Annotated in this window: 14 protein-coding genes; all 14 read left to right on the top strand. The window is 65.4% G+C overall.

Annotated elements, in window-relative coordinates; genetic code table 11:
• Positions 1–114 precede the first annotated feature (114 nt).
• The 14 genes from HY699_25005 to brxC all read left to right on the top strand — a co-directional run bounded on the left by HY699_25005 (position 115) and on the right by brxC (position 19,354).
• Positions 115–576, top strand: a complete 462-nt coding sequence (locus HY699_25005; GenBank protein ID MBI4519063.1) for a hypothetical protein — start codon at positions 115–117, stop codon at positions 574–576.
• A 45-nt stretch (positions 577–621) separates the two neighbouring features.
• Positions 622–2,529: an FAD-dependent oxidoreductase gene (locus tag HY699_25000; GenBank protein MBI4519062.1), complete on the top strand. Its 1,908-nt coding sequence runs from the start codon at positions 622–624 to the stop codon at positions 2,527–2,529.
• Between the two features lie 80 nt (positions 2,530–2,609).
• The gene (locus HY699_24995; protein MBI4519061.1) at positions 2,610–6,071 is read left to right on the top strand and encodes a molybdopterin-dependent oxidoreductase; all 3,462 of its coding nucleotides are present in this window, start codon (positions 2,610–2,612) and stop codon (positions 6,069–6,071) included.
• Positions 6,064–7,215, top strand: coding sequence for a dehydrogenase (locus tag HY699_24990; GenBank protein ID MBI4519060.1), 1,152 nt, complete (start codon positions 6,064–6,066; stop codon positions 7,213–7,215). Before HY699_24995 ends, HY699_24990 begins: the two co-directional genes overlap by 8 nt.
• An 8-nt stretch (positions 7,216–7,223) precedes the next feature.
• Entirely contained in the window at positions 7,224–8,078 is an 855-nt protein-coding gene (locus HY699_24985; GenBank protein MBI4519059.1) for a hypothetical protein, read from the top strand.
• A complete protein-coding gene (locus tag HY699_24980; GenBank protein MBI4519058.1) occupies positions 8,065–8,742 on the top strand; it encodes a molecular chaperone TorD family protein in 678 nt (225 codons plus the stop codon). The genes HY699_24985 and HY699_24980 overlap by 14 nt, the downstream gene beginning before the upstream one ends.
• Positions 8,743–8,789: 47 nt before the next feature.
• Complete coding sequence (locus HY699_24975) at positions 8,790–9,254, top strand: ubiquinol-cytochrome c reductase iron-sulfur subunit (GenBank protein ID MBI4519057.1); 465 nt, start codon at positions 8,790–8,792, stop codon at positions 9,252–9,254.
• Between the two features lies 1 nt (position 9,255).
• The gene (locus HY699_24970; protein ID MBI4519056.1) at positions 9,256–10,530 is read left to right on the top strand and encodes a cytochrome b N-terminal domain-containing protein; all 1,275 of its coding nucleotides are present in this window, start codon (positions 9,256–9,258) and stop codon (positions 10,528–10,530) included.
• A gap of 32 nt (positions 10,531–10,562) precedes the next feature.
• Positions 10,563–12,050 (top strand): alginate export family protein, encoded by a 1,488-nt coding sequence (locus tag HY699_24965; GenBank protein MBI4519055.1) that lies wholly within the window; start codon positions 10,563–10,565, stop codon positions 12,048–12,050.
• A 19-nt stretch (positions 12,051–12,069) separates the two neighbouring features.
• Entirely contained in the window at positions 12,070–13,494 is a 1,425-nt protein-coding gene (locus HY699_24960; GenBank protein MBI4519054.1) for a c-type cytochrome, read from the top strand.
• Positions 13,495–13,781: 287 nt separating this feature from the next.
• On the top strand, positions 13,782–14,318 hold the full coding sequence (locus HY699_24955) for a BrxE family protein (GenBank protein ID MBI4519053.1): 537 nt from the start codon (positions 13,782–13,784) through the stop codon (positions 14,316–14,318).
• Entirely contained in the window at positions 14,315–15,109 is a 795-nt protein-coding gene (locus tag HY699_24950; protein MBI4519052.1) for a DUF1819 family protein, read from the top strand. The genes HY699_24955 and HY699_24950 overlap by 4 nt, the downstream gene beginning before the upstream one ends.
• Positions 15,084–15,683, top strand: coding sequence for a DUF1788 domain-containing protein (locus tag HY699_24945; protein ID MBI4519051.1), 600 nt, complete (start codon positions 15,084–15,086; stop codon positions 15,681–15,683). The genes HY699_24950 and HY699_24945 overlap by 26 nt, the downstream gene beginning before the upstream one ends.
• A gap of 14 nt (positions 15,684–15,697) precedes the next feature.
• Positions 15,698–19,354: a BREX system P-loop protein BrxC gene (gene brxC, locus HY699_24940; protein MBI4519050.1), complete on the top strand. Its 3,657-nt coding sequence runs from the start codon at positions 15,698–15,700 to the stop codon at positions 19,352–19,354.
• Positions 19,355–19,504 lie beyond the last annotated feature (150 nt).

Here is a 19,504-nt window from a genome sequence, read left to right as displayed (position 1 = left end):
AGCAGGCCGATCGGTGAGAATGCCGGGGTGCCGGGCATTGCCAGCGCCCGCCGCCAACGTTGCCTGCGGCTGGTATGAGCGTTGCTGTGCTACGCCGGAGGCTCGGAGGCTTGCATGGCACAAAAGCGAACTGTCTTGTCCCTGGCCGTGGCCTCGGCGCTGCTGCTTGCGATCGCCCCGACACGCGCCCAGGAACTTGATGCCGAGACCAAGGCGCGGATCGAGAAGGCCGAGGCCGGACCGAGCGAAATCGACGTCTCCAAGTACCCCGCCAAGCTCCAAGATGCCTACAAGGTCTTCTCGCAGAAGTGCTCGCAATGTCACAAGCTGAGCCGGCCGATTAATTCCGAGTTCGCGCTGCCGGAGGAGTGGGAACGCTACGTCAAACGCATGATGCGCAAGCCGGACTCCGGCATTGACGCCGCCGTCGCCAAGAGCATCTACGAGTTGCTCGTCTACGATGCCAGCGTCAGAAAGAAGGACCTGCTCGACAAGAAGCTGGCCGCGCTCTCGGCGGAGGAGCGTCAGACGAACACCGAACGGCTCAACAAGGTGAAGCAGACTTACGCTCAGTAACGGAGTCTAACCCGGCGGTTTGAAGTACCCGGCGGAAGCAGTCGCATGAGCGGACCCGCACTGTCGGTTGAAGTTCCGGCCCCGTCCTATTTCCAGCGCCAGGTGTCCTGCCGCGAGGCTTGCCCGGTTCACACCGACTCCGGCGGCTACGTTCGCGCCATTGCCGAAGGCCGTTACGAGGACGCCTACATCATTGCCCGCACCCCCAACCCGTTCGCCTCGGTGTGCGGCCGGGTATGCAACGCCCCTTGTGAGATGCACTGCCGGCGTGGTGCGATTGACTCACCGGTGGCTATCCGCGCGCTCAAGCGCTTCGTCAGCGAACGTTTTGGGGTGGAGTCCGGCCGTTTCGATCTCGATCGCATCTTTGGCGGGCGCAGCGCAATTGCTGCCAACGCCAGCCGCGTGGCGGTAATCGGCGCCGGGCCGGCCGGGATGGCGTGCGCTCACGACCTCGCCCTCGCCGGCATCAGTGTCACCGTCTTCGAGGCGCAGCCAATCGCCGGGGGCATGCTGGTCCTGGGTGTACCCGCCTACCGCTTGCCGCGCGAAGTCATCCAGGCCGAGATTCAAGCCGTCCTGGACCTCGGCGTTGAACTGCGGCTGGGCCAACGGCTGGGGCATGACTTCGCTCTCGCTGATCTGCGCCAACAAGGATACCAGGCCGTCTTCATCGGCATCGGGGCTCATCGCAGCCGCGAACTCAACATCGAAGGCGTGGAACTCGACGGGGTCTTCCGCGCGATCGACTTCCTGCTCAACGTAAACCTGGGCTACCGCGTCGAGTTGGGGAAGAAGGTGGTGGTAATCGGCGGCGGCAACGTCGCCTTCGACGCGGCGCGTTCGGTTATTCGGCAGATCGATCGCGCCGAAGCGTTGAGCCCCGAGGAGCTGCGCGCCGCGCTGCAATCGGCGCGTGAGGCCCTGCGCCAGCTCACCGAGCGTGAGCCCGAGGTACCGGAAGACCTCCACATCGCCCTCGATGCCGCCCGCCAGGCGCTGCGCAAGGGCGCCCCGGAAGTGCACGTGTACTGCCTGGAGGATCTCTCCGAGATTCCCGCCGCGCGCGAGGAAATCGACGAGGCCCTGGGTGAGGGAATCAAGCTGCACCCGCGTTGGGGGCCGCGCCGCGTCGTCGGCCGCAACGGGAGCGTGACCGGGATCGAACTGATTCGCGTCAGCCGCGTGTTCGACGAGAACCGGCGCTTCAATCCGACCTTCGTTGAAGGCTCCGAAGAGGTCATCGAGGCCGATACCGTGATCCTGGCCATCGGCCAGGCCGCCGATCTGTCGTGGATTCGGCCGGAGGACAACCTGCGGGTCACGCCGCGCGGGGCCATCGAGACCGACCGTGAGACGCTGGCCACCTCGCGTCCCGACGTCTTTGCCGGCGGCGACGTCGCCTTCGGCCCGCGCATCATCATCGACGCGGTGGCGGAAGGGCGGCGGGCAGCGCGCTCGATTGCCGCCTACCTCGGCGTGCAACCCGCGGCGCCGTCGCAAACCGTGCGGGTGACGCGCTTTCTCCCCTACCGGCCGCCGGCCGGGTACGAGCGACTACGACGAGAACTGCCGCCGATGCTGCCGATATCGCGGCGCGTCGGTGTGAGCGAGGTCGAAACCATCTATCCCGAAGCCGCGGCGCGGCCGCAGGCGGTGCGCTGCCTGCATTGCCACGTCGCCCCGGTGTTCGACGGCGACACCTGCATCCTGTGCGGCGGCTGCGTCGATATCTGTCCGGAGTACTGCCTGCGCATCGTCGATAGTGCCGACCTGCGCGGCGACGCCGCGCTGGCGGCGGCGCTGCGGGCACGTTACGGCGGCGTGCCGGTGCGCGGTGCCGGCGCGGCCATCATCAAGGACGAGACCCGCTGCATTCGCTGTGGCCTGTGCGCCGTGCGCTGCCCCACCGGCGCGATCACCATGGAACGGGTGGAGGTGCTGGCGGCTTGAACGCGTGTAAGCGGTAACCGACGACGCGTGCACACACGCGCCGCCGCCAGTGTGCCCCAATAGCTTTGGAAGGAGGGACTATGGGCAAATCCAAGCAAGGCACCACATTCTCACGGCGTGACTTTCTCAAACTCTGCTCGCAGTGCGGCGTCGCCCTGGCCGCCAGCGGCCTGGTGCCGCGCGGCTTGGCCGCGGTCGATCGCGTGGACAACCCCCTTGCCGCCTATCCCGCGCGCGACTGGGAGAAAGTCTACCGCAACCTGTTCGCCGCCGATGAGAGCTTCACCTTCCTCTGTGCCCCCAACGACACCCACAACTGCCTGCTGCGGGCGCAGGTCAAGAACGGAGTGGTCACCCGCATCGGCCCGACCTACGGCTACGGCAAGGCCACCGACGTCTACGGCAATCAAGCCTCCTGCCGCTGGGATCCACGCGTGTGCCAGAAGGGCCTGGCGCTGGTGCGCCGCTTCTACGGCGACCGCCGCTGCAAGCAGCCGATGGTACGCGAGGGCTTCAAGCGCTGGGTTGACGCCGGCTTCCCGCGCGACAACGCCGGCCGGCCCCCCGCCGACATGTTTCAACGCGGCAGCGACCGCTGGCTCGCGGCTACCTGGGACGAAGCCTTCGAACTAGCCGCCAAGGCTTACGTTAACATCGCCGAGACCTACACCGGCCCGGCCGGCGCCGAGCGCCTCAAGGCCCAGGGGTACGACGAATCCATGATCGCCGACCTCGGCGGTGCCGGTACCAAGACCCTCAAGTTCCGCGGCGGCATGCCGTTCCTCGGCACTACTCGCCTGATGGGCCTCTATCGCTTCGCCAACAGCATGGCCCTGGTCGATGCCAAGCTGCGCGGTGTCGGACCGGACAAGGCGGTCGGCGGCCGCGGCTGGGACAACTATTCCTGGCACACCGATCTCCCGCCCGGCCACCCGATGGTCACCGGCCAGCAGACGATCGACTTCGACCTCGCGCTGGCCGACCACGCCAAGCTCATCTTGCCCTGGGGGATGAACTGGCTGACCACCAAGATGCCCGACTCGCACTGGCTGACGGAAGCCCGCGCCAAAGGCGCCAAAGTGGTCTGCATCACCGTCGAGTACAGCGCGACCTCGAAAGCCTCCGACGAGACCATCGTGATCCGTCCCGCCACCGATCCGGCCTTTGCGCTGGGCCTGGCGCAAGTGATCATCAAGGAGCGGCTCTACGACGACGAGTACGTCAAGACCTCGACCGACCTGCCGCTGTTGGTGCGCCTGGACACGCTCACCCTGCTGCGCGCCAATGAAGTATTCCCCGGCCATCAGTCGGCGCTGCCGGAGAAATACGCCAAGATCGTCAAGACCGGCGAGACGCCACCGCCGCCGGGCGCGCAACCGGTAGCGCATATCCCCGAGGCGCTCGCCGCTCAGTTGCACGACTGGGTGGTGTGGAACAGCGCCGCCAACGCTCCCGCGGCGTTGTCGCGCAACGACGCCGCCGCCCTGCCGGCCAACGTGACTCCGGCCCTTGAAGGCACCTTCACCGTCGCGCTCGCCGATGGCAAGAGCGTACAAGCCCGGCCGGTGTTCGATCTCATCCGCGAGTACCTCGACGCCAACTTCACCCCCGAAGCCACCGCGGCAATCACCTGGGCGCCGGCCGAGGCCATCGTGTCGCTCGCCCACGACATCGCCAACGCCCGTGAAGGTACGCTCTTCGCCGTCGGCATGGGACCGAACCAGTTCTTCAACGCCGATTTGAAAGACCGCACCATCTTCCTGGTCGCCGCTTTGACCAAGAACATCGGCGGCTTCGGCGGCAACGTCGGCAGCTACGCCGGCAATTACCGCGTGGCCCTGTTCAACGGCTCGCCGCAATACATCAACGAGGACCCGTTCAACATCGAACTCGATCCCGACAAGCCGGCCAAGGTCAAGGCCTACTGGAAGCCCGAGTCGGCACACTACTTCAATTACGGTGACCGGCCGCTACGCCTGGGTAACAAGCTGTTTACCGGCAAGACCCACACGCCCTCGCCCACCAAGGCCGTGTGGGTGGCGAACTCCAACTCGCTGCTGGGCAACGCCAAGTGGCACTTCGACCTGATGTTCAACACGCTGCCGAAGGTCGACATGGTGCTGGTCTCCGACTGGTGGTGGACGGCCTCGTGCGAGTACGCCGACGTGGTGTTCGCGGTCGATGCCTGGAGCGAGTTCAAACTGCCCGACATGGCCGGCTCGGTCACCAACCCCTTCGTCACCGTCTTCCCGCGCACCCCGCTGGCGCGCACCTTCAACACTCGTGGTGATATCGAAGTGCTGGCCGGTATCGGCGAAAAGCTCGCCGCGGTTACCGGCGAGACCAAGTTCCGCGATTACTGGAAGTTCGCCGGCGACAAGCCCGAGGTCTATCTGCAACGCGTCTGCAACGCCTCCACCGGCCTCAAGGGCTACAAGTTCACCGAACTCGAAGCCAAAGCCAAGGACGGCGTGCCGGCGTTGCTGATGACCCGCACCTATCCGAAAGCCGTCGGCTGGGAACAGACGCAGGAGAAGAAGCCCTGGTACACCAAGACCGGCCGGCTCGAGTTTTACCGCGACGAGCCCGAGTTCCGCGAGCACGGCGAGAACCTGCCCGTGTATCGCGAGCCGGTCGACTCTACCTTCTACGAGCCCAACGTCATCGTCGGCGCGCCGCATGTGGCCATCAAACCCATCGGCCCAGCCGAGTGGGGGCTCGACCCGAAGGATCAATCGGTCGAAGTCCGCCAGGTTCGCAACATCGTCAAGCCCTGGAGCGCGCTGAGCCAGACCGCACATCCGCTCAAGGCCATCGGCTACGACTTCATCTTCCACACCCCGAAGTACCGCCACGGCGCCCACACCACGCCGGTGGATACCGACATCGTCGCGGTGCTGTTCGGCCCCTTCGGCGACATCTACCGCCACGACAAGCGCAAGCCGTTTGTTTCCGAGGGTTACGTCGACATCCACCCGCAGGACGCCAAAGCCCGCGGCATTGAAGATGGCGACTACGTCTGGGTGGATGCCGATCCCTCCGACCGGCCCTTCCGCAACGCCAAGAAGGGCACCAAGGCCCAGCAGCAAACCGCTCGGCTGCTCTGCCGCGCCCGCTACTACAACGGCACGCCGCGCGGTGTCACCCGGATGTGGTTCAATATGTACGGCGCCACTCTGGGAAGCGTGCGCGGCCACCACGAACGCCCCGACGGCCTGGCCAAGAACCCCGCGACCAATTACCAGGCCATGTTCCGCTACGGCAGCCATCAGTCGGCCACGCGCGCCTGGCTGCGGCCGACGCTGATGACCGACACCTTGGTGCGCAAAGACGTCTACGGCCAGACCATTGGTATCGGCTACGCGCCCGATATCCATTCGGTGGTCGGCGCGCCGCGCGAAGCCTTCGTCAAGATCACCAAAGCCGAGCCCGGCGGCGAGAGCGGCAAAGGCCTGTGGCGGCCGGCCGCGCTCGGCCTCCGCCCCACTTACGAAAGCGCGGCAATGAAGACCTACCTGAAGGGAGGGTTCGTCAATGGCTGATGTCTCCTTCGAGGAAGTTGGCCTAGTCGACAACTGGCAGATCGGGCGCAAGACCAAATACCCCTTCGAAGGCGTCCGCCCCAAGAGGCAGTTCGCCATGGTGATGGACCTCAATAAGTGCATCGCCTGTCAGACCTGCACGCTGGCCTGCAAAACCACCTGGACCGCCGGCCGCGGGCAGGAGCGCATGCTGTGGAACAACGTCGAGACCAAACCTTACGGCTCGTACCCGCTCGCCTGGGATCTCAAGATTCTCGAACGTCTGGGCCCGCAGCGCTGGCAGGACGGCGTCTACCAAGGCCAGACCCTGTTCGAGGCCGCCAAGAAGGGCGAGCTGGTCGCCGGTGTGTTGCCCGAGGAAGAGGACTGGTCGTATCCCAACCTGGGTGAGGACGAGATCAACGGCACCATCGACAAGGGCGCCTTCCTGCGCGGGCAAGGCTACGCCTGGATGTTCTACCTGCCGCGCATCTGCAACCACTGCACCTACCCGGCGTGCCTGAGCGCCTGCCCGCGGCAGGTGATCTACAAGCGCAACGAAGACGGCATCGTGCTGCTCGATCAGAGCCGTTGCCGCGGCTACCGCGAGTGCGTCAAAGCGTGCCCGTACAAGAAAACGATGTTCAACGACGCCACGCGCATCTCGGAGAAGTGCATCGGCTGTTACCCGGCGATCGAGCAAGGCTACCAGACCCAGTGCGTGGTCAACTGCATCGGCAAAATTCGCATCGCCGGCTTCGTGCACACGCCCGACAAGGCCGAGGCCGACAACCCGGTCGACTTCCTGGTGCACGTGCGCAAGCTGGCGCTGCCGCTCTATCCGCAATTCGGGCTGGAGCCGAACGTGTACTACATCCCGCCGTTGCACGCGCCGCTGCCGTTCCTGCGCCAGCTCTTCGGCCCCGGCGTCGAGGCGGCGCAGAAGGCATACAAGAACGCCGCCAATGATCCGGAACTGCTGGGCCTGCTGCACTTGATCGGCTCGACCCCGGAGATCGTGGCGCGCTTCAAGCGCGATGGCGATGCGGTGGTGGGTCTCAACGCCAAGGGCGACACGGTGGCCAAAGCGCCGTTGAAGGAGCCGACGGTGGTGCGACCCTACTTCGATGAGCAACGTCAAGCCTATCGGCACAACATCAGCTGAGGTGGCCAATGAATACGAACACGATTGTTCGCCTCGTCACCATCGCGTTGGCAGCGGCGGTCGCGCTGCCCGCCATGGTTGCGGCACAGCCGCGCAAGGAACCCGAGCCGCGGCTCGAGCTCGTGATCAGCGCCGCAGCGGTAGCGGACGCCGCCGCCGCCGCGGCCCCCGACTCGAAACTCTGGGCCGGCGCCAAGCCGCAGACCGTATCGCTACAACCCCAGCAGTTCGTCGAGCCCTTCCAAGAGAAAGCCGCCGTTGCCAGCGTGCAAGTGCGCGCCTTGCGTGACGAACAGCGCTTGGCGCTGCTACTCGAATGGGCCGACCAGAGCGAGAACAGCACCATCGGCCCGGCGCAGTTCAGCGACGGTTGCGGCGTGATGTTCGCCCCCTCCGGCACGCCGCCCTCGGTCATGATGGGCGCCACCGGCCGGCCGGTGCGGTTGTTCAACTGGAAGGCGGCATGGGCGACGCCGAGCCAGCTGGCGCCGTTGGCTTGGGTGGATGTGGTGCCGCTGAGCGGCGGCTCGGGCGGCCCCATCCGGCCCGACACCGCGATCTACGCCACTGCCGCCAAGGCCACCACCGGCGGCTGGGCGGTGGACAACCCGGTTTCCGGCCCGAGCTACCCCAGCTTGGTCGAAGAGCTGGTGGCCGAGGGGCCCGGCACCATCACGCACAAGGGCTTTGCGCCCGGCGGCGGCGGCTCTTGGAAGGGCGGGCGTTGGCGCGTGGTGCTGGTGCTGCCGGGGGAGCTGGCCGCGACTTCACCGGTGGCGTTCGCCGTCTGGGACGGCGGCCAGCGCGACGCCGGCAGCCGGAAATCCATCTCACCGTGGGTGACTCTCGATGTTAAGCGCTAGCGAGACCGGGGCTGGGCGCCGCGCCGCCGCGCGCCGGCGCAGCGGCAAGACTGCGGCGCTGCTGGGGCGCGCCGGCCTCGCCGGCTTTGTCGGCGAGCTGTTTTCCTATCCGGAAACGCGGCCCGATTTCGCCGCCGCGCACCGGGCCGCTGTGCAACTGGGCCGTAAGTGGAGCGCGGCCGTCAGCCAGCTCGAAGCCCAGTGGCAGCGGGTGGACCGCAACACGCTGCAAAGCGAATGGCTGCGCCTGTTCTCGCTCACCCCCCTGTGCTCGCCGTATGAAACGGCACAGAGCGAGGACGCGTTAGGCAAGGCAACGGTGCTGGCCGACGTCGCCGGCTTCTACCGCGCCTTCGGCCTGCAACCGGATCAGGAGATGGCCGATCACATTGCCAGTGAGATGGGCTTCGCCGCTCACCTGCTCACCAAGCTGGCCTACGCGCAATCCCGGGGCATGACCGAACAGGCTGAAGTGACCGGCGATGCCTACCTCGGCTTCTTCGGCGAACACCTGGGCCCATTCGCCGGCCGCTTCTTCACGCGCGCCCAGGCGGCCGCCGGCCCGTTCTATCGCGGCGCCGCCGGACTCGGCCTGCTCCTCATCCGCGAGTTGGCGCGTGCCACCAACCGCGGCCGGAGCCGGCCGCATAATGGCTCGGGTTGAGCGTGGCCGTCGTGCGGAGTGACCAGAGCGAGGACACGGTGGAGAACGTGAACACGAAAGCGGGAGTCGAGCGGCGCGGTTTCATCGCGCTGGTTGTGGGCTGGTGTGCGCTGGCGGTGGCCTTCGGTTCGTCGGCGGTGGCGAGCGTGCGCTTCCTGATTCCCAACGTCTTGTACGAGCCTAGCCGCCGCTTTCGCCTCGGCCGGCCCGAGGAGTTTCCCGAGGGCAGCACCTTCATGGAGGAGTTGCGCCTGTTCGTGTTGCGCAAAGGCAACTCCTTTCGCGCGCTTTCGGCGGTGTGCACCCATCTCGGCTGTACCGTCAACCGCGCTGCCGATGGCCGGACCTATTTTTGCCCCTGCCACGGCAGCCATTTCAACGAAACCGGCGGTGTCAGCGGTGGGCCGGCGCCCAAGGCCCTGAGCTGGCACGAGATGTCGGTGACCAAAGACGGCCGGCTGCTGGTCGATCTCTCGCGCACGGTGCAGCCGGATAAGTATCTGGTGGTGTGAGATGACGTGGCTCAGCTCGCTCTGGTGCCGCTTCGAGCAGACGCGCGTGGGCCGCTCGATCTTCCGCGTCGGCTTGCCGCAAAGCTCGCTGCAGCGGGCGCAGGCGATGATGTCGAGTTTCTTCTTGCACCTGCACTCCGCCAAGGTGAACCGGCGCTCGCTGCGACCCACCACCACTCTCGGCCTCGGGCTGATCAGCCTCTACTTGTTTCTGCTGCTGGTGATCTCGGGCGTGTTATTGATGTTTTATTACGTACCCAGCACCCAGCACGCCTACCACGACATGAAGGACCTCGAGTTCGTCGTCACCGCGGGCCAGCTGCTGCGCAATATCCACCGCTGGAGCGCGCATCTGATGGTGGCGCTGGTGTTCTTGCACCTGTGCCGGGTGTTTCTCACCGGCGCCTACAAGCCGCCGCGCGAGTTCAACTGGCTCATCGGCGTCGCTCTGTTCTTGATCACGCTGTTTCTGAGCTTCACCGGCTATCTGCTGCCCTGGGACCAGCTGGCGTACTGGGCCGTGACGGTGGGTACCAACATCGCCGCCTACGCACCGCTGGTCGGTGAATACGTCCGCTTCGTGCTGCTCGGCGGCACCACCGTCGGGCAGGCGGCGCTGACCCGCTTCTACGCGCTGCACGTAATGGTGCTGCCGCTGGCGGCCGCCATGCTGATTGCCGTGCATCTTTGGCGGGTGCGCAAGGACGGCGGCCTCGCCCGCCCCAATGAGGCAGCGGCGGTCCTCACCGAGGACTTCGCTCCTGGCACGCTGCCGACCTCGAAGACCTACGGCTTGATGGAGCTGGCGCGCGGCAGCACGCCCGCGGTCGGCATCCGCCCGGAAGAGGAAATCCCGTCATGGCCACACCTGTTGTTTCGCGAGCTGGTGCTGGCGCTGGCCACGGTGGCAGTGATTCTGGTGCTGGCGATATTCTTCGATGCGCCTTTGGAGGAGCCCGCCAACCCGGTGCGGCCGCCTAACCCAGCCAAAGCGCCGTGGTACTTCCTGGGCTTGCAGGAGCTGGTCAGTTACTCCGCCTTCTGGGGCGGGGTGGCGGCCCCGACCATCCTGGTTGCCATTCTCGTGCTGCTGCCGTATTGCGACCGGCGCCCCGCGGGCGTCGGGGTTTGGTTCGGGCAGGGGCGGCGCCTGGCGACCACGACCTTCACTGTTTGTGTGATCGCGATCGTCGTGCTCACCATTGTCGGCTCGCTCCTGCGCGGCCCCAACTGGGCTCTGGTTTGGCCATGGCAACCACCAGCCGCTTCGCACTGATTCGGCTGCTGGCAGAAAAGGAGGAGATAGGAATGAGATGGTTCGTTCGCTGCGCAGTCACCGCAAGTGTGGTGGCGGCGTGCACCACCTGGGCCGCCGAGCCCAAGCAACCGGCCGAGAAGGGCTGGCAGGATCGCCTGACATTCACTTTGAGTGATCGCGTGCGGGGCGAATTCGTCGATTGGTTTCAACCCGCGCTGAGCAAAGCGCCGGCCGGCGCTCATCGCTACGACTTCCTCGCTAACCAGTTGCGCCCCGGCCTGCGACTGGAGCTGCCTCACCTACTCGTCGTCGTCGAAGGTCAGGACACCCGCCTGGTCAACTTGCCGGACGACGCCAGTGCCCCCAACCCCTCGAAGGCCGGCAACCTCGGCCCCGGGGCCCTGTACTACGCCAACACCCGCAGCCGCGATCAGGGCGAGTCGTTCTTGAAGCAAGGCTACGCCACCGTGAAGGACCTGCCGGGTCTGGCGGGCATCTCGCTCACCGCCGGGCGGTTCGATTACAGCGACGGACTCGAGACCATCCCGGCCGACGCCGCGCTGGCGTGGGTCAAACGTGCCCGCGTCGGCGAGCGCTTGATCGGCCCCTTCGGTTTCACCCACGTCACCCGCAGCCTCGATGGCGTGAAGCTGGTCTACGATCAGCCCTCGTTCAACCTGACGGCGCTCGGCAGCCGGCCGACCGCCGGCGGCTTCGAGGTCAGCGCCAACCGCGAGTTGGGGATCTACGTCGCCGGCCTGGCGGCGACACTGAAGCAGATCGAGGGCATGACGCCGCTCGATGCGCGGCTGTTTTACCTCTACTACCGCGACAACCGCGACCACGCCGCCAAGGTCGACAACCGCGCCAAGGCCGTGCGCGAGGCCGATCGCAAGGACATCGAGGTGCACACCCTCGGCAGCCATGCGGTAACTGTCGTCGAAGTCGGCCCGGGCAAAGCCGACGGGCTATTGTGGGGTGCGCTGCAGGCCGGCGACTGGGGCCAGCTCGATCACTTCGCCTGGGCCTATGCCGTCGAAGGCGGCTATCAATTCCCCAAAGTGCCGGCCTCGCCATGGGTGCGGCTCGGTTACAACCGCTCCTCCGGCGATGATGACGGCACGGACCAGATTCACCACACCTTCATGCAGCTGATCCCGACCGCGCGCGCCTACGCCCAGTTCCCCTTCTATAACTTGATGAACAGCGAGGATCTCTTCGCCCAACTGATTGTGAAGCCGACCAGCACGATCACCATCCGCAGCGATTATCACTGGCTGCGGGCAACCAACAGCGCCGACCTCTGGTACTCCGGTGGTGGCGCCACCAGCCCGACCTTCTTCGGCTACGCCGGGCTGCCCACCGGCGGTAACCGTGAGTTGGCGCACTTGCTCGATCTCGGAATTACCGTGGCGGTCACCAAACAGGTCACGGCCTACGGCTACTGCGCCCACGCCTTCGGCCAGGGAATCGCCCGCAGCACCTACGAGGGGGCGAGTGCCAACTACGGATACGTCGAGTTAACGTACCGTTACTGAGCCGCGGATCGCAGCCACGATGGCCATGCCGACCACCACTCCCGAGCCCTTCTCCGGCACGCTGGCCGCCCGCTGGCGTGTGGGCTTCGCGGTGTTGGCCCTGGTTGTGGCCGGGCTGGTACTAGCCGGCTTTTACAAGGACCAGTTCCGCGAGTGGAAGGACTGGCAGCAGCGCTTCGTCGAGCAGGAGATCGCCCGCGCCACCACCGCCGAGCAGCGGGAGGCGGCCGGGCGCATCCCGCTCGAGCTGCGTCAGATCCACCTGCCCGCGCTCGAGCGCGTCGACCGCTGCACCAGCTGCCATCTGGGGGTGGAGGATCCGACCTACGCCGGCTACCCGCAGCCATTTGCGTATCACCCCAACCACGATCGGCATCCGTTCGAAAAGTTCGGCTGCACGATTTGCCATGGTGGTCAGGGCCACGCCACCAGCGCGCAAGCGGCGCACGGGCACGTGCCCTACTGGGAAGAGCCGTTGCTGTCGCTGAAGTACGTCCAGTCGTCGTGCGGCAAGTGTCATCTCGCCAGCGACGTGCCCGAAGCCGAGGCGCTGGCCAAGGGCAAGCGGCTGTTCGAAGATCTCGGCTGCCGCGGCTGTCACCGCCTCGGCGGCGAGGGCAACTCGATCGGACCGGAACTCGATCGAGTCGGCCGCCGCCGCACCCCCAACTGGTTGCTACAGCACTTCCGCGACCCGGCTAAGTCCACCCCCGGCTCGCTCATGCCGCCACTGCGTGTGACTGACGAGGAAGTCGAGCAACTGACGGTTTACATGATGAGCCTGACGGCCGAGCCGCTGACCGAGTACTATCTCTCGATGAAGGCCATCCCGGGGCAGGAACTGGGGCGGCGCCTGTTCGAGGACAAGGGCTGCATCGGTTGCCACGCCTTGGGCGGCAAAGGCGGCACGGTCGGGCCGCCACTCGATCACGTTGCCCAGCGGCGCAGTGCCGAGTGGATCTACGCGCACTTTCGCGACCCGCAGAAAGTGTCGCCGGGCACGGTGATGCCGCGCTTCGGCTTCAGCGAACACGAGGCGCGGGCGCTGACGCAGTTCGTGCTCACGCTTAGTGACAGCGAGCTGGTGGGCTATCTCAAGATCCCGGCGCTGATGACGCCCGAGGCCCGTGGCCAGCAGGTCTACCGCAAGTACGGCTGCGCCGGCTGCCACGGCCCGGAAGGCAAGGGCGGCGTGCCCAACCCCAACGCCAAGACCGGCGGCCGGGTGCCCTCGCTGCTCTACGTCGCCGAAGGCTATTCGGCCAGCGAGCTGAACGAGTTCATCTTGCGCGGACAGCCCGAGATTGCCGCGCTCGATCCCGCGCAGCCCAAGCCGCCGCTCTACATGCCGGCCTGGCGCGGCAAGATCGCCGAGGGCGAGCTGACCGACCTCGGTGCCTATCTGCGCAGCCTGCTGCCGCAAGGCGAGCAGGTGGAGTTCTAGCTGACGGCGGGGCTGAGCCGCCCGTCGCTGGCGCTTCGCTCTGCACGCTTACCACCAGGGTCTTCTCCACCACGGCAGGCTCTCTTCTTCGGGTCGCGGGAAGAGCCGCTGCGTGAAACCCATCACCGCCTGGAAGAACCCCTTCACCGCGGGCACGAGCAGCGATCCCCGCAGCAAGATGGTCCCCTGTATGCCGCCGTAGGGTGTGGCTGTTGCTGCGGACGATACCGCGTGCTCGACAAGCCGGAGCTGCCTCGGGTATGGAAGCGGCGCCAGGGCAGCATCTCATGACGCAGAAAGGTTGGTTGGCGATTGTCCAGGAGCATGGAGAAAGAGGGGCGGTTGTATGTCTTGCGCAGCTGGTGGCCCAGGCGGGGTCTTCGCAGCACTTGAAGTGGTGGGACGACGAGGCGCTGACAGCGGCGGGACACTATGCGCTCGAGCGGATCTTTCCGCGCAACCCACGGTTCGTCGCAATGCGGCTGGCGCTGAGATCGGCCAGAGAGCGCCACGCGGGCGTGTTGGCCGGTGTGGGCGCCGCCAACGCGATCACTCTTTTCGATGCTGCTGAAGCGTTGCTCGATGCGGGCGGGTGCGACGACCACGACCTGAGCCGGGACTTTTCGGTCGATGAGTTCCGTAGCCGACTGCGTGCCACCGCGGCAAACGCGCAGGTGGCCGAACCTGACTCACGCGGGGTCATCGACGCCGGCGCCTTCGGCACCGATTGGCTGGCGAGAGCGGCGGCTGCGTATCTTCGCGGAGAGGCCGGGCGGCCCGTCTTTCCGTTCTTTCGCACCCCGCAATCCCGAGGGCCAGCATGAGCGCGAGCGCCACGCCGCTCTACAACGCACGCCTCATAAAGGGCGGCGCATTGCTCGGTGACATCCGGCTCTTGGTCAGAGGATGGCAGGCAGAGGAGCCGCCCAGCAGCCAGAAAGACCGTGGCGTGCGCGCGAACGTACTCGCCAAGCCATCTCGGTCGCGTACGGTCGACGTCTTCGAACAGACCTTCTTGCCCCGCTTCGTCGTCGGCCCGATCCCGGAGGCGTGGCGACTCGTGCGAGCCCTGGAGGATCGCAACCTGCCGTTGGAGGTTCTGCGACCGGTGTACTACTGGATCACCGCCCGCAGCGAGCCGATCCTGTACGACTACGCTACGCAGATCGTGTGGGAGCAAGCGCAACGAGGGCAGACCACGGTGCGTGTGCAAGACGCCGCAGCCTGGATTCGCCAGAAGCTTCGCGCCCAACACCGGGTATGGTCGGACACGGTGGTTGTGCGGGTAGCACAGGGGCTGCTCTCGACCCTGCGGGACTTTGGCGTCGTCGAGGGGCGCGTGAAAAAGCGCATCGCTCCCGCCCATCTCGCTATCGAGGCGTTTGCGTTCGTAGCGTTTGCGCTCCATCTGCTCGGGGTGACCGGCGCGCGCCTTGTTGACCATTCGGACTGGCGCCTGTTCCTGTTGGCGCCTACCGCCGTCGAACGACTGTTTTTCGAATCGCACCAGCATCATCTGCTGACGTACCACGCTGCTGGCCGGGTTGTTCGCCTCGATTTCGCGGCCCACAGCCCCGAGGGCATGGCTGATGTCGTCGCTGCGCGAACGCATTGAGCGGCTGGAGCGGGACCTTCTCGCCGATCCCCCGCGGATCAGCGCCTATCACGACCTGCCGTTCACGATCTTTCGTTACGACCCGTCGGACGAGTTTCCAGCTCGCAAGGAATGCTTGCGGCTGGCAACGCGCCTGCAGAACGCCCGGCGGCGCGTCCACTTCATCTCACTCGGCGAGATCCTGTGGAAGGCAATCCGCGAGACGGAGGGAATCGCGGCGATCGCAAAAGAAGAACGCAAACTGGGGTTCGACCGGGCACAGCGCACCGTCTCGACGCTGCTCTCCGACAAGGATTTCACCGAGCTGCCGGTCGAATTGGTAAAACGCATGGAGGGCTTCGATCCGGCGGTTGATTGCGCCTTCCTTGTGCGTGCCGGCGCGTTGGCTCCCGCGATCTACCGCTGCGCCAAGCTGCTCGACGAGTTGCACGGGCGCACCATGGTCCCGGTCGTTCTCTTCTATCCCGGCACGACTGACGCGCCCGAAGGCGAGGGCGCTACGAGTTTGCGCTTCATGGGTATGGAAGAGCGGCAAGGTGCGGGCACATACAACTACCGCGTGAAGATCTACTGAGAGGGAGTGGGTGAATGCAGAAAATCGGCGAACTCTTCGCCCGCGATCCGGGCCGACGCATCGAAGAGGTCATCAAGGTCGACCAGGCCAACGAGGAATCGGTTTACACCGAGCTGACCGAGTACGTCGCGACCGAGTCGATCAAGGAGCATTACCGGACTATCCTTCGAGCGATCGCCGACGCGAAGGCCGACCCACACGAGGGTATCGGCGTGTGGGTGTCGGGTTTCTTCGGCTCCGGTAAATCGCTGTTCGCGAAAATCCTCGGGTACACCGTCGGCAATCGAACCGTCGGCGGTAGGACCGCGAGCAAAATCTTCACCGAGACGGTGAAGGATCAGAAGATTTCCCAACTGCTCGACGTCATCAACACCGGTGTTCCGACGCACGCGGTCATCTTCGACGTCTCGATGGATCGCGGCGTGCGCTCCGCCAACGAGCGGATTGTCGAGATCATGTACAAGGCGCTGCTTCGCGAGTTGGACTACCCGGAGGACTTCGACCTCGCCGAGCTCGAAATCACCCTGGAAGGCGACGGGCGCCTCGACGACTTCCGCACGCATTTCCAGCAGCTTCATGGCAAGCCATGGGATGTCCGGCGCAAGCTGGGACTGGCCATCAACGAGGCGAGCGCGGTGCTCCATGAACTCGACCGGCACACATACTCGGCTCCGGACTCGTGGGCGAAGGGCCTAGGCGAGAAGGGACGCGCCGACATCGATCCCAACCGGCTGGCCAGCCGCGCCTTCGAGTTGGCTGCCCGGCGCCGGTCCGGCAAGGCGCTGCTGTTCATCATCGACGAAGTGGGTCAGTACGTCTCGCGCAGCGTGGACAAGATGCTCGACCTGCAAGCGGTCGTGCAAGCCTTCGGCGTCGAAGGGAAGAACCGCGTCCAAGCACGCAAGGCGGTGGCGCCGTGCTGGATCGTGGTCACGTCGCAGGAGAAGCTGAACGAGATCGTCGATGCACTCGACTCGAAGAAGATTGAGCTGGCGCGCTTGCAAGAGCGCTTCCCGCCGATTCCCAATCAGATCGATCTCAAACAATCCGACATCTCGGAGGTCACCGGCAAGCGCGTCCTGGAGAAAAACAACGCCGCCAAGCCGGTTCTTGAAACGCTCTACGACCGCAACGAGGGCCGCCTCAAGACCGTCTGCTCGCTCGAACGAACACACCGCAATATCGCCTTGAACAAAGCCGACTTCGTTCGTCTCTATCCGTATCTCCCGTACCAGATCGATCTGTGCATCGACATCGTCGCCGGGCTGCGGTTCAAGCGCGGTGCCCAGCGTCACATCGGCGGCAGCAACCGCACGATCATCAAGCAAGCGCAGCAGATGCTGATCCATCCTCGGACGAACTTGTCCGATGCGCCGATCGGAACGCTGGTTACGCTCGATCGCGTGTATGAACTGCTCTATGCCGGCAACCTGCTGCCCAGCGAAGTCACGCGCGAGGTCGATGACGTCCCCAAGAAGCTACCGGGGAACGCGGTGGCTCATAGCGTCGCGAAGGTCATCGCGCTCTTGGAGGCGGTCAAGGACCTGCCGCGAACGCCGCACAATATCGCTGTTGCGCTGCACCCCAGCGTCGAAGCGGATTCCGTCTTGCAAGACGTGATCGCTGCGTTGAAGGCGTTGGAGGCGGCGCAGTTCGTCCGGGAATCCGAAGAAGGCTATAAACTCCTCACGGTCCAGGAGAAGACGTGGGACACCACCCGCTGTGGTCTGTCGCCAAAGCCGGCCGAGCGCAACCGCATCAAGCGCGAATTGTTCGGCGAGATCTTCGGCGACCCGAAGCTGAGGACGTACCGCTTTCACAATCGGCCGTTCAAGATGGCGCTGTTCGTCGACGCCGAAAGCGTCGAGGCCGATGGTCAGATCGCCCTCAACGTGGTCACCGCCGAGGACCAGAACGAGTGGCAGGACCGGTGCCGCACGACTCGCGCGACCAGTAACGAACGGCAGAACGACATCTTCTGGGTAGCGGGACTGACGGATGAGACCCACCGTCAGGTCGAGGATCTCTACCGCTCGCGCGAAATGGTCTCGATGCATGAGCGCCTGGCCACCCAAGGCAAACTGAGTCCCGAAGAATCGTCGTGCCTTGCCGAGGAGAAGATCCGGCGCGACCGCATCCAACGTGACCTCCGCAGCAAGTTGACCGACGTGTTGCAGGCCGGATCGGGATTCTTCCGCGGTGTCGAAAAGGACGGCTCCGCGTTGGGCAAGACGCTCCCGGACGTGATGCAGGGCATGCTCGCGCACGCCGTGCCGGCCCTGTTTCCGAAGATCGAGATGGGCGTCCGGCCGCTCAAAGGCGACGAAGCCGAGAAGTTCCTCACTGCCGCGAACCTCAACGGTCTGCCGGCGATCTTCTACGACCAAGACAACGGCCTGAACCTTGTCGCGAAGCAGGCCGGCAAATTCGTCCCGAACGCCACGGCTGAGATCTGCAAGGAAGTGCTGGATTACATCAAGCGTGAGCACTCCTACGGAAACAAGGTGACGGGGAAGTCGCTCGAAACCCACTTCGAGGGGATCGGCTACGGCTGGGAGGGCGAGATCCTCAAAGTCGTACTGGCCGTCTTGCTGCGCGGCGGGGCGGTTGAAGTGACGCATCAGGGGCGCAAGTACCGCAACCACAATGACCCGGCGTGTCGCATTCCGTTCACGAAGACACCGGCCTTCCGCGCGGCATCGTTCGCTCCGCGTGAAGCACTCGACCTGAAGATGCTGACGGATGCGGCGCGGCACTTTGAGGAGATCACAGGTAAGGACGTCGACATCGAAGAGGGCGCGATCGCTGCCGCTTTTCAGAAGCTCGCCAGCGAAGACCGCGAGCAACTCCTACCGTTAGTGGCCCGGATGCAGGCGCTGCATCTCCCGGGAGCCGATGCGGTTGAGGAGCATCTGCACACCGTCGAAGGCATCCTCGAAATGCCAGCCGACGATTGCGTGAAGACTCTGGGCGGCGAAGGCAAATCGTACAAGGAATCTCGCCTCCGGATGAAGCGTTTGATCGACGCGACCACGGAGGAGAACCTCAACATCATTCGCGCTGCCCGGTCGGTTTTGGACGAGCAGTGGCCGGCGGTTCAGGTTCGCACCGGCGAAGGCGCCCTCGTCGACCGCGCCAAGGAGCTGCAAGAGAACCTGCAATCCCCCAACTTCTTCGAAGCAGTCGAAGCGATGCGGCAGGCAGCCGCCGCTATCGAGGCCGAGCACCGTCGTCTGTACGAAGCGGCGCACACGGAGCGGGCAACGTTGTTCGCCACGGCGATCGAGGAGATCAAGGGGCAACCCGACTGGGCGACAGTTGCGGCAGACCCGAGCATTCCGCAGGCCCAAAAAGATGGCATCTTGGCACCGTTACAGCGCCGATCATGTGCGGAGCTGAGCCTCGCTGCCAGCAATCCGGCATGCAGCACCTGCCGCAGCTCGCTCAACGAGATCGAAGCCGACATGGCCGCCGTGGCAGGACTGAGCGGCGCGGCCCTGCAGGTGCTTGCAAGCATGGCCGCACCGAACCAGCGGGTTGAGCGGGTGCGGTTGGCCGCATTTCTCGGCAGTCGGCTTGAAAGCCCAGCAGACGTGGAGGCCGGCATCGAGCGGCTCAAGGAGCACCTGCTGAAGCTGCTGGCCGAGGGCGTGCGGATCGTTTTGGAATGAGGCTGGAGGCTAGAGACTGCAGGCTGGGAGGTCAACACGGTGATTTGTAACTCCGCAACAGCTTGCTCTACGGTTCCTTCCGCCTTGCGGGGGAAGGTCGTGGGGCATCGCGAGCGGCGGCCTCAACGCGAAGTTCCTTCCCCCCTTGCG

It is taken from the genome of Deltaproteobacteria bacterium (assembly GCA_016210005.1).
GTDB lineage: Bacteria > Desulfobacterota > Binatia > HRBIN30 > JACQVA1 > JACQVA1.
This window is presented reverse-complemented; position numbering and strand designations above follow the sequence as displayed.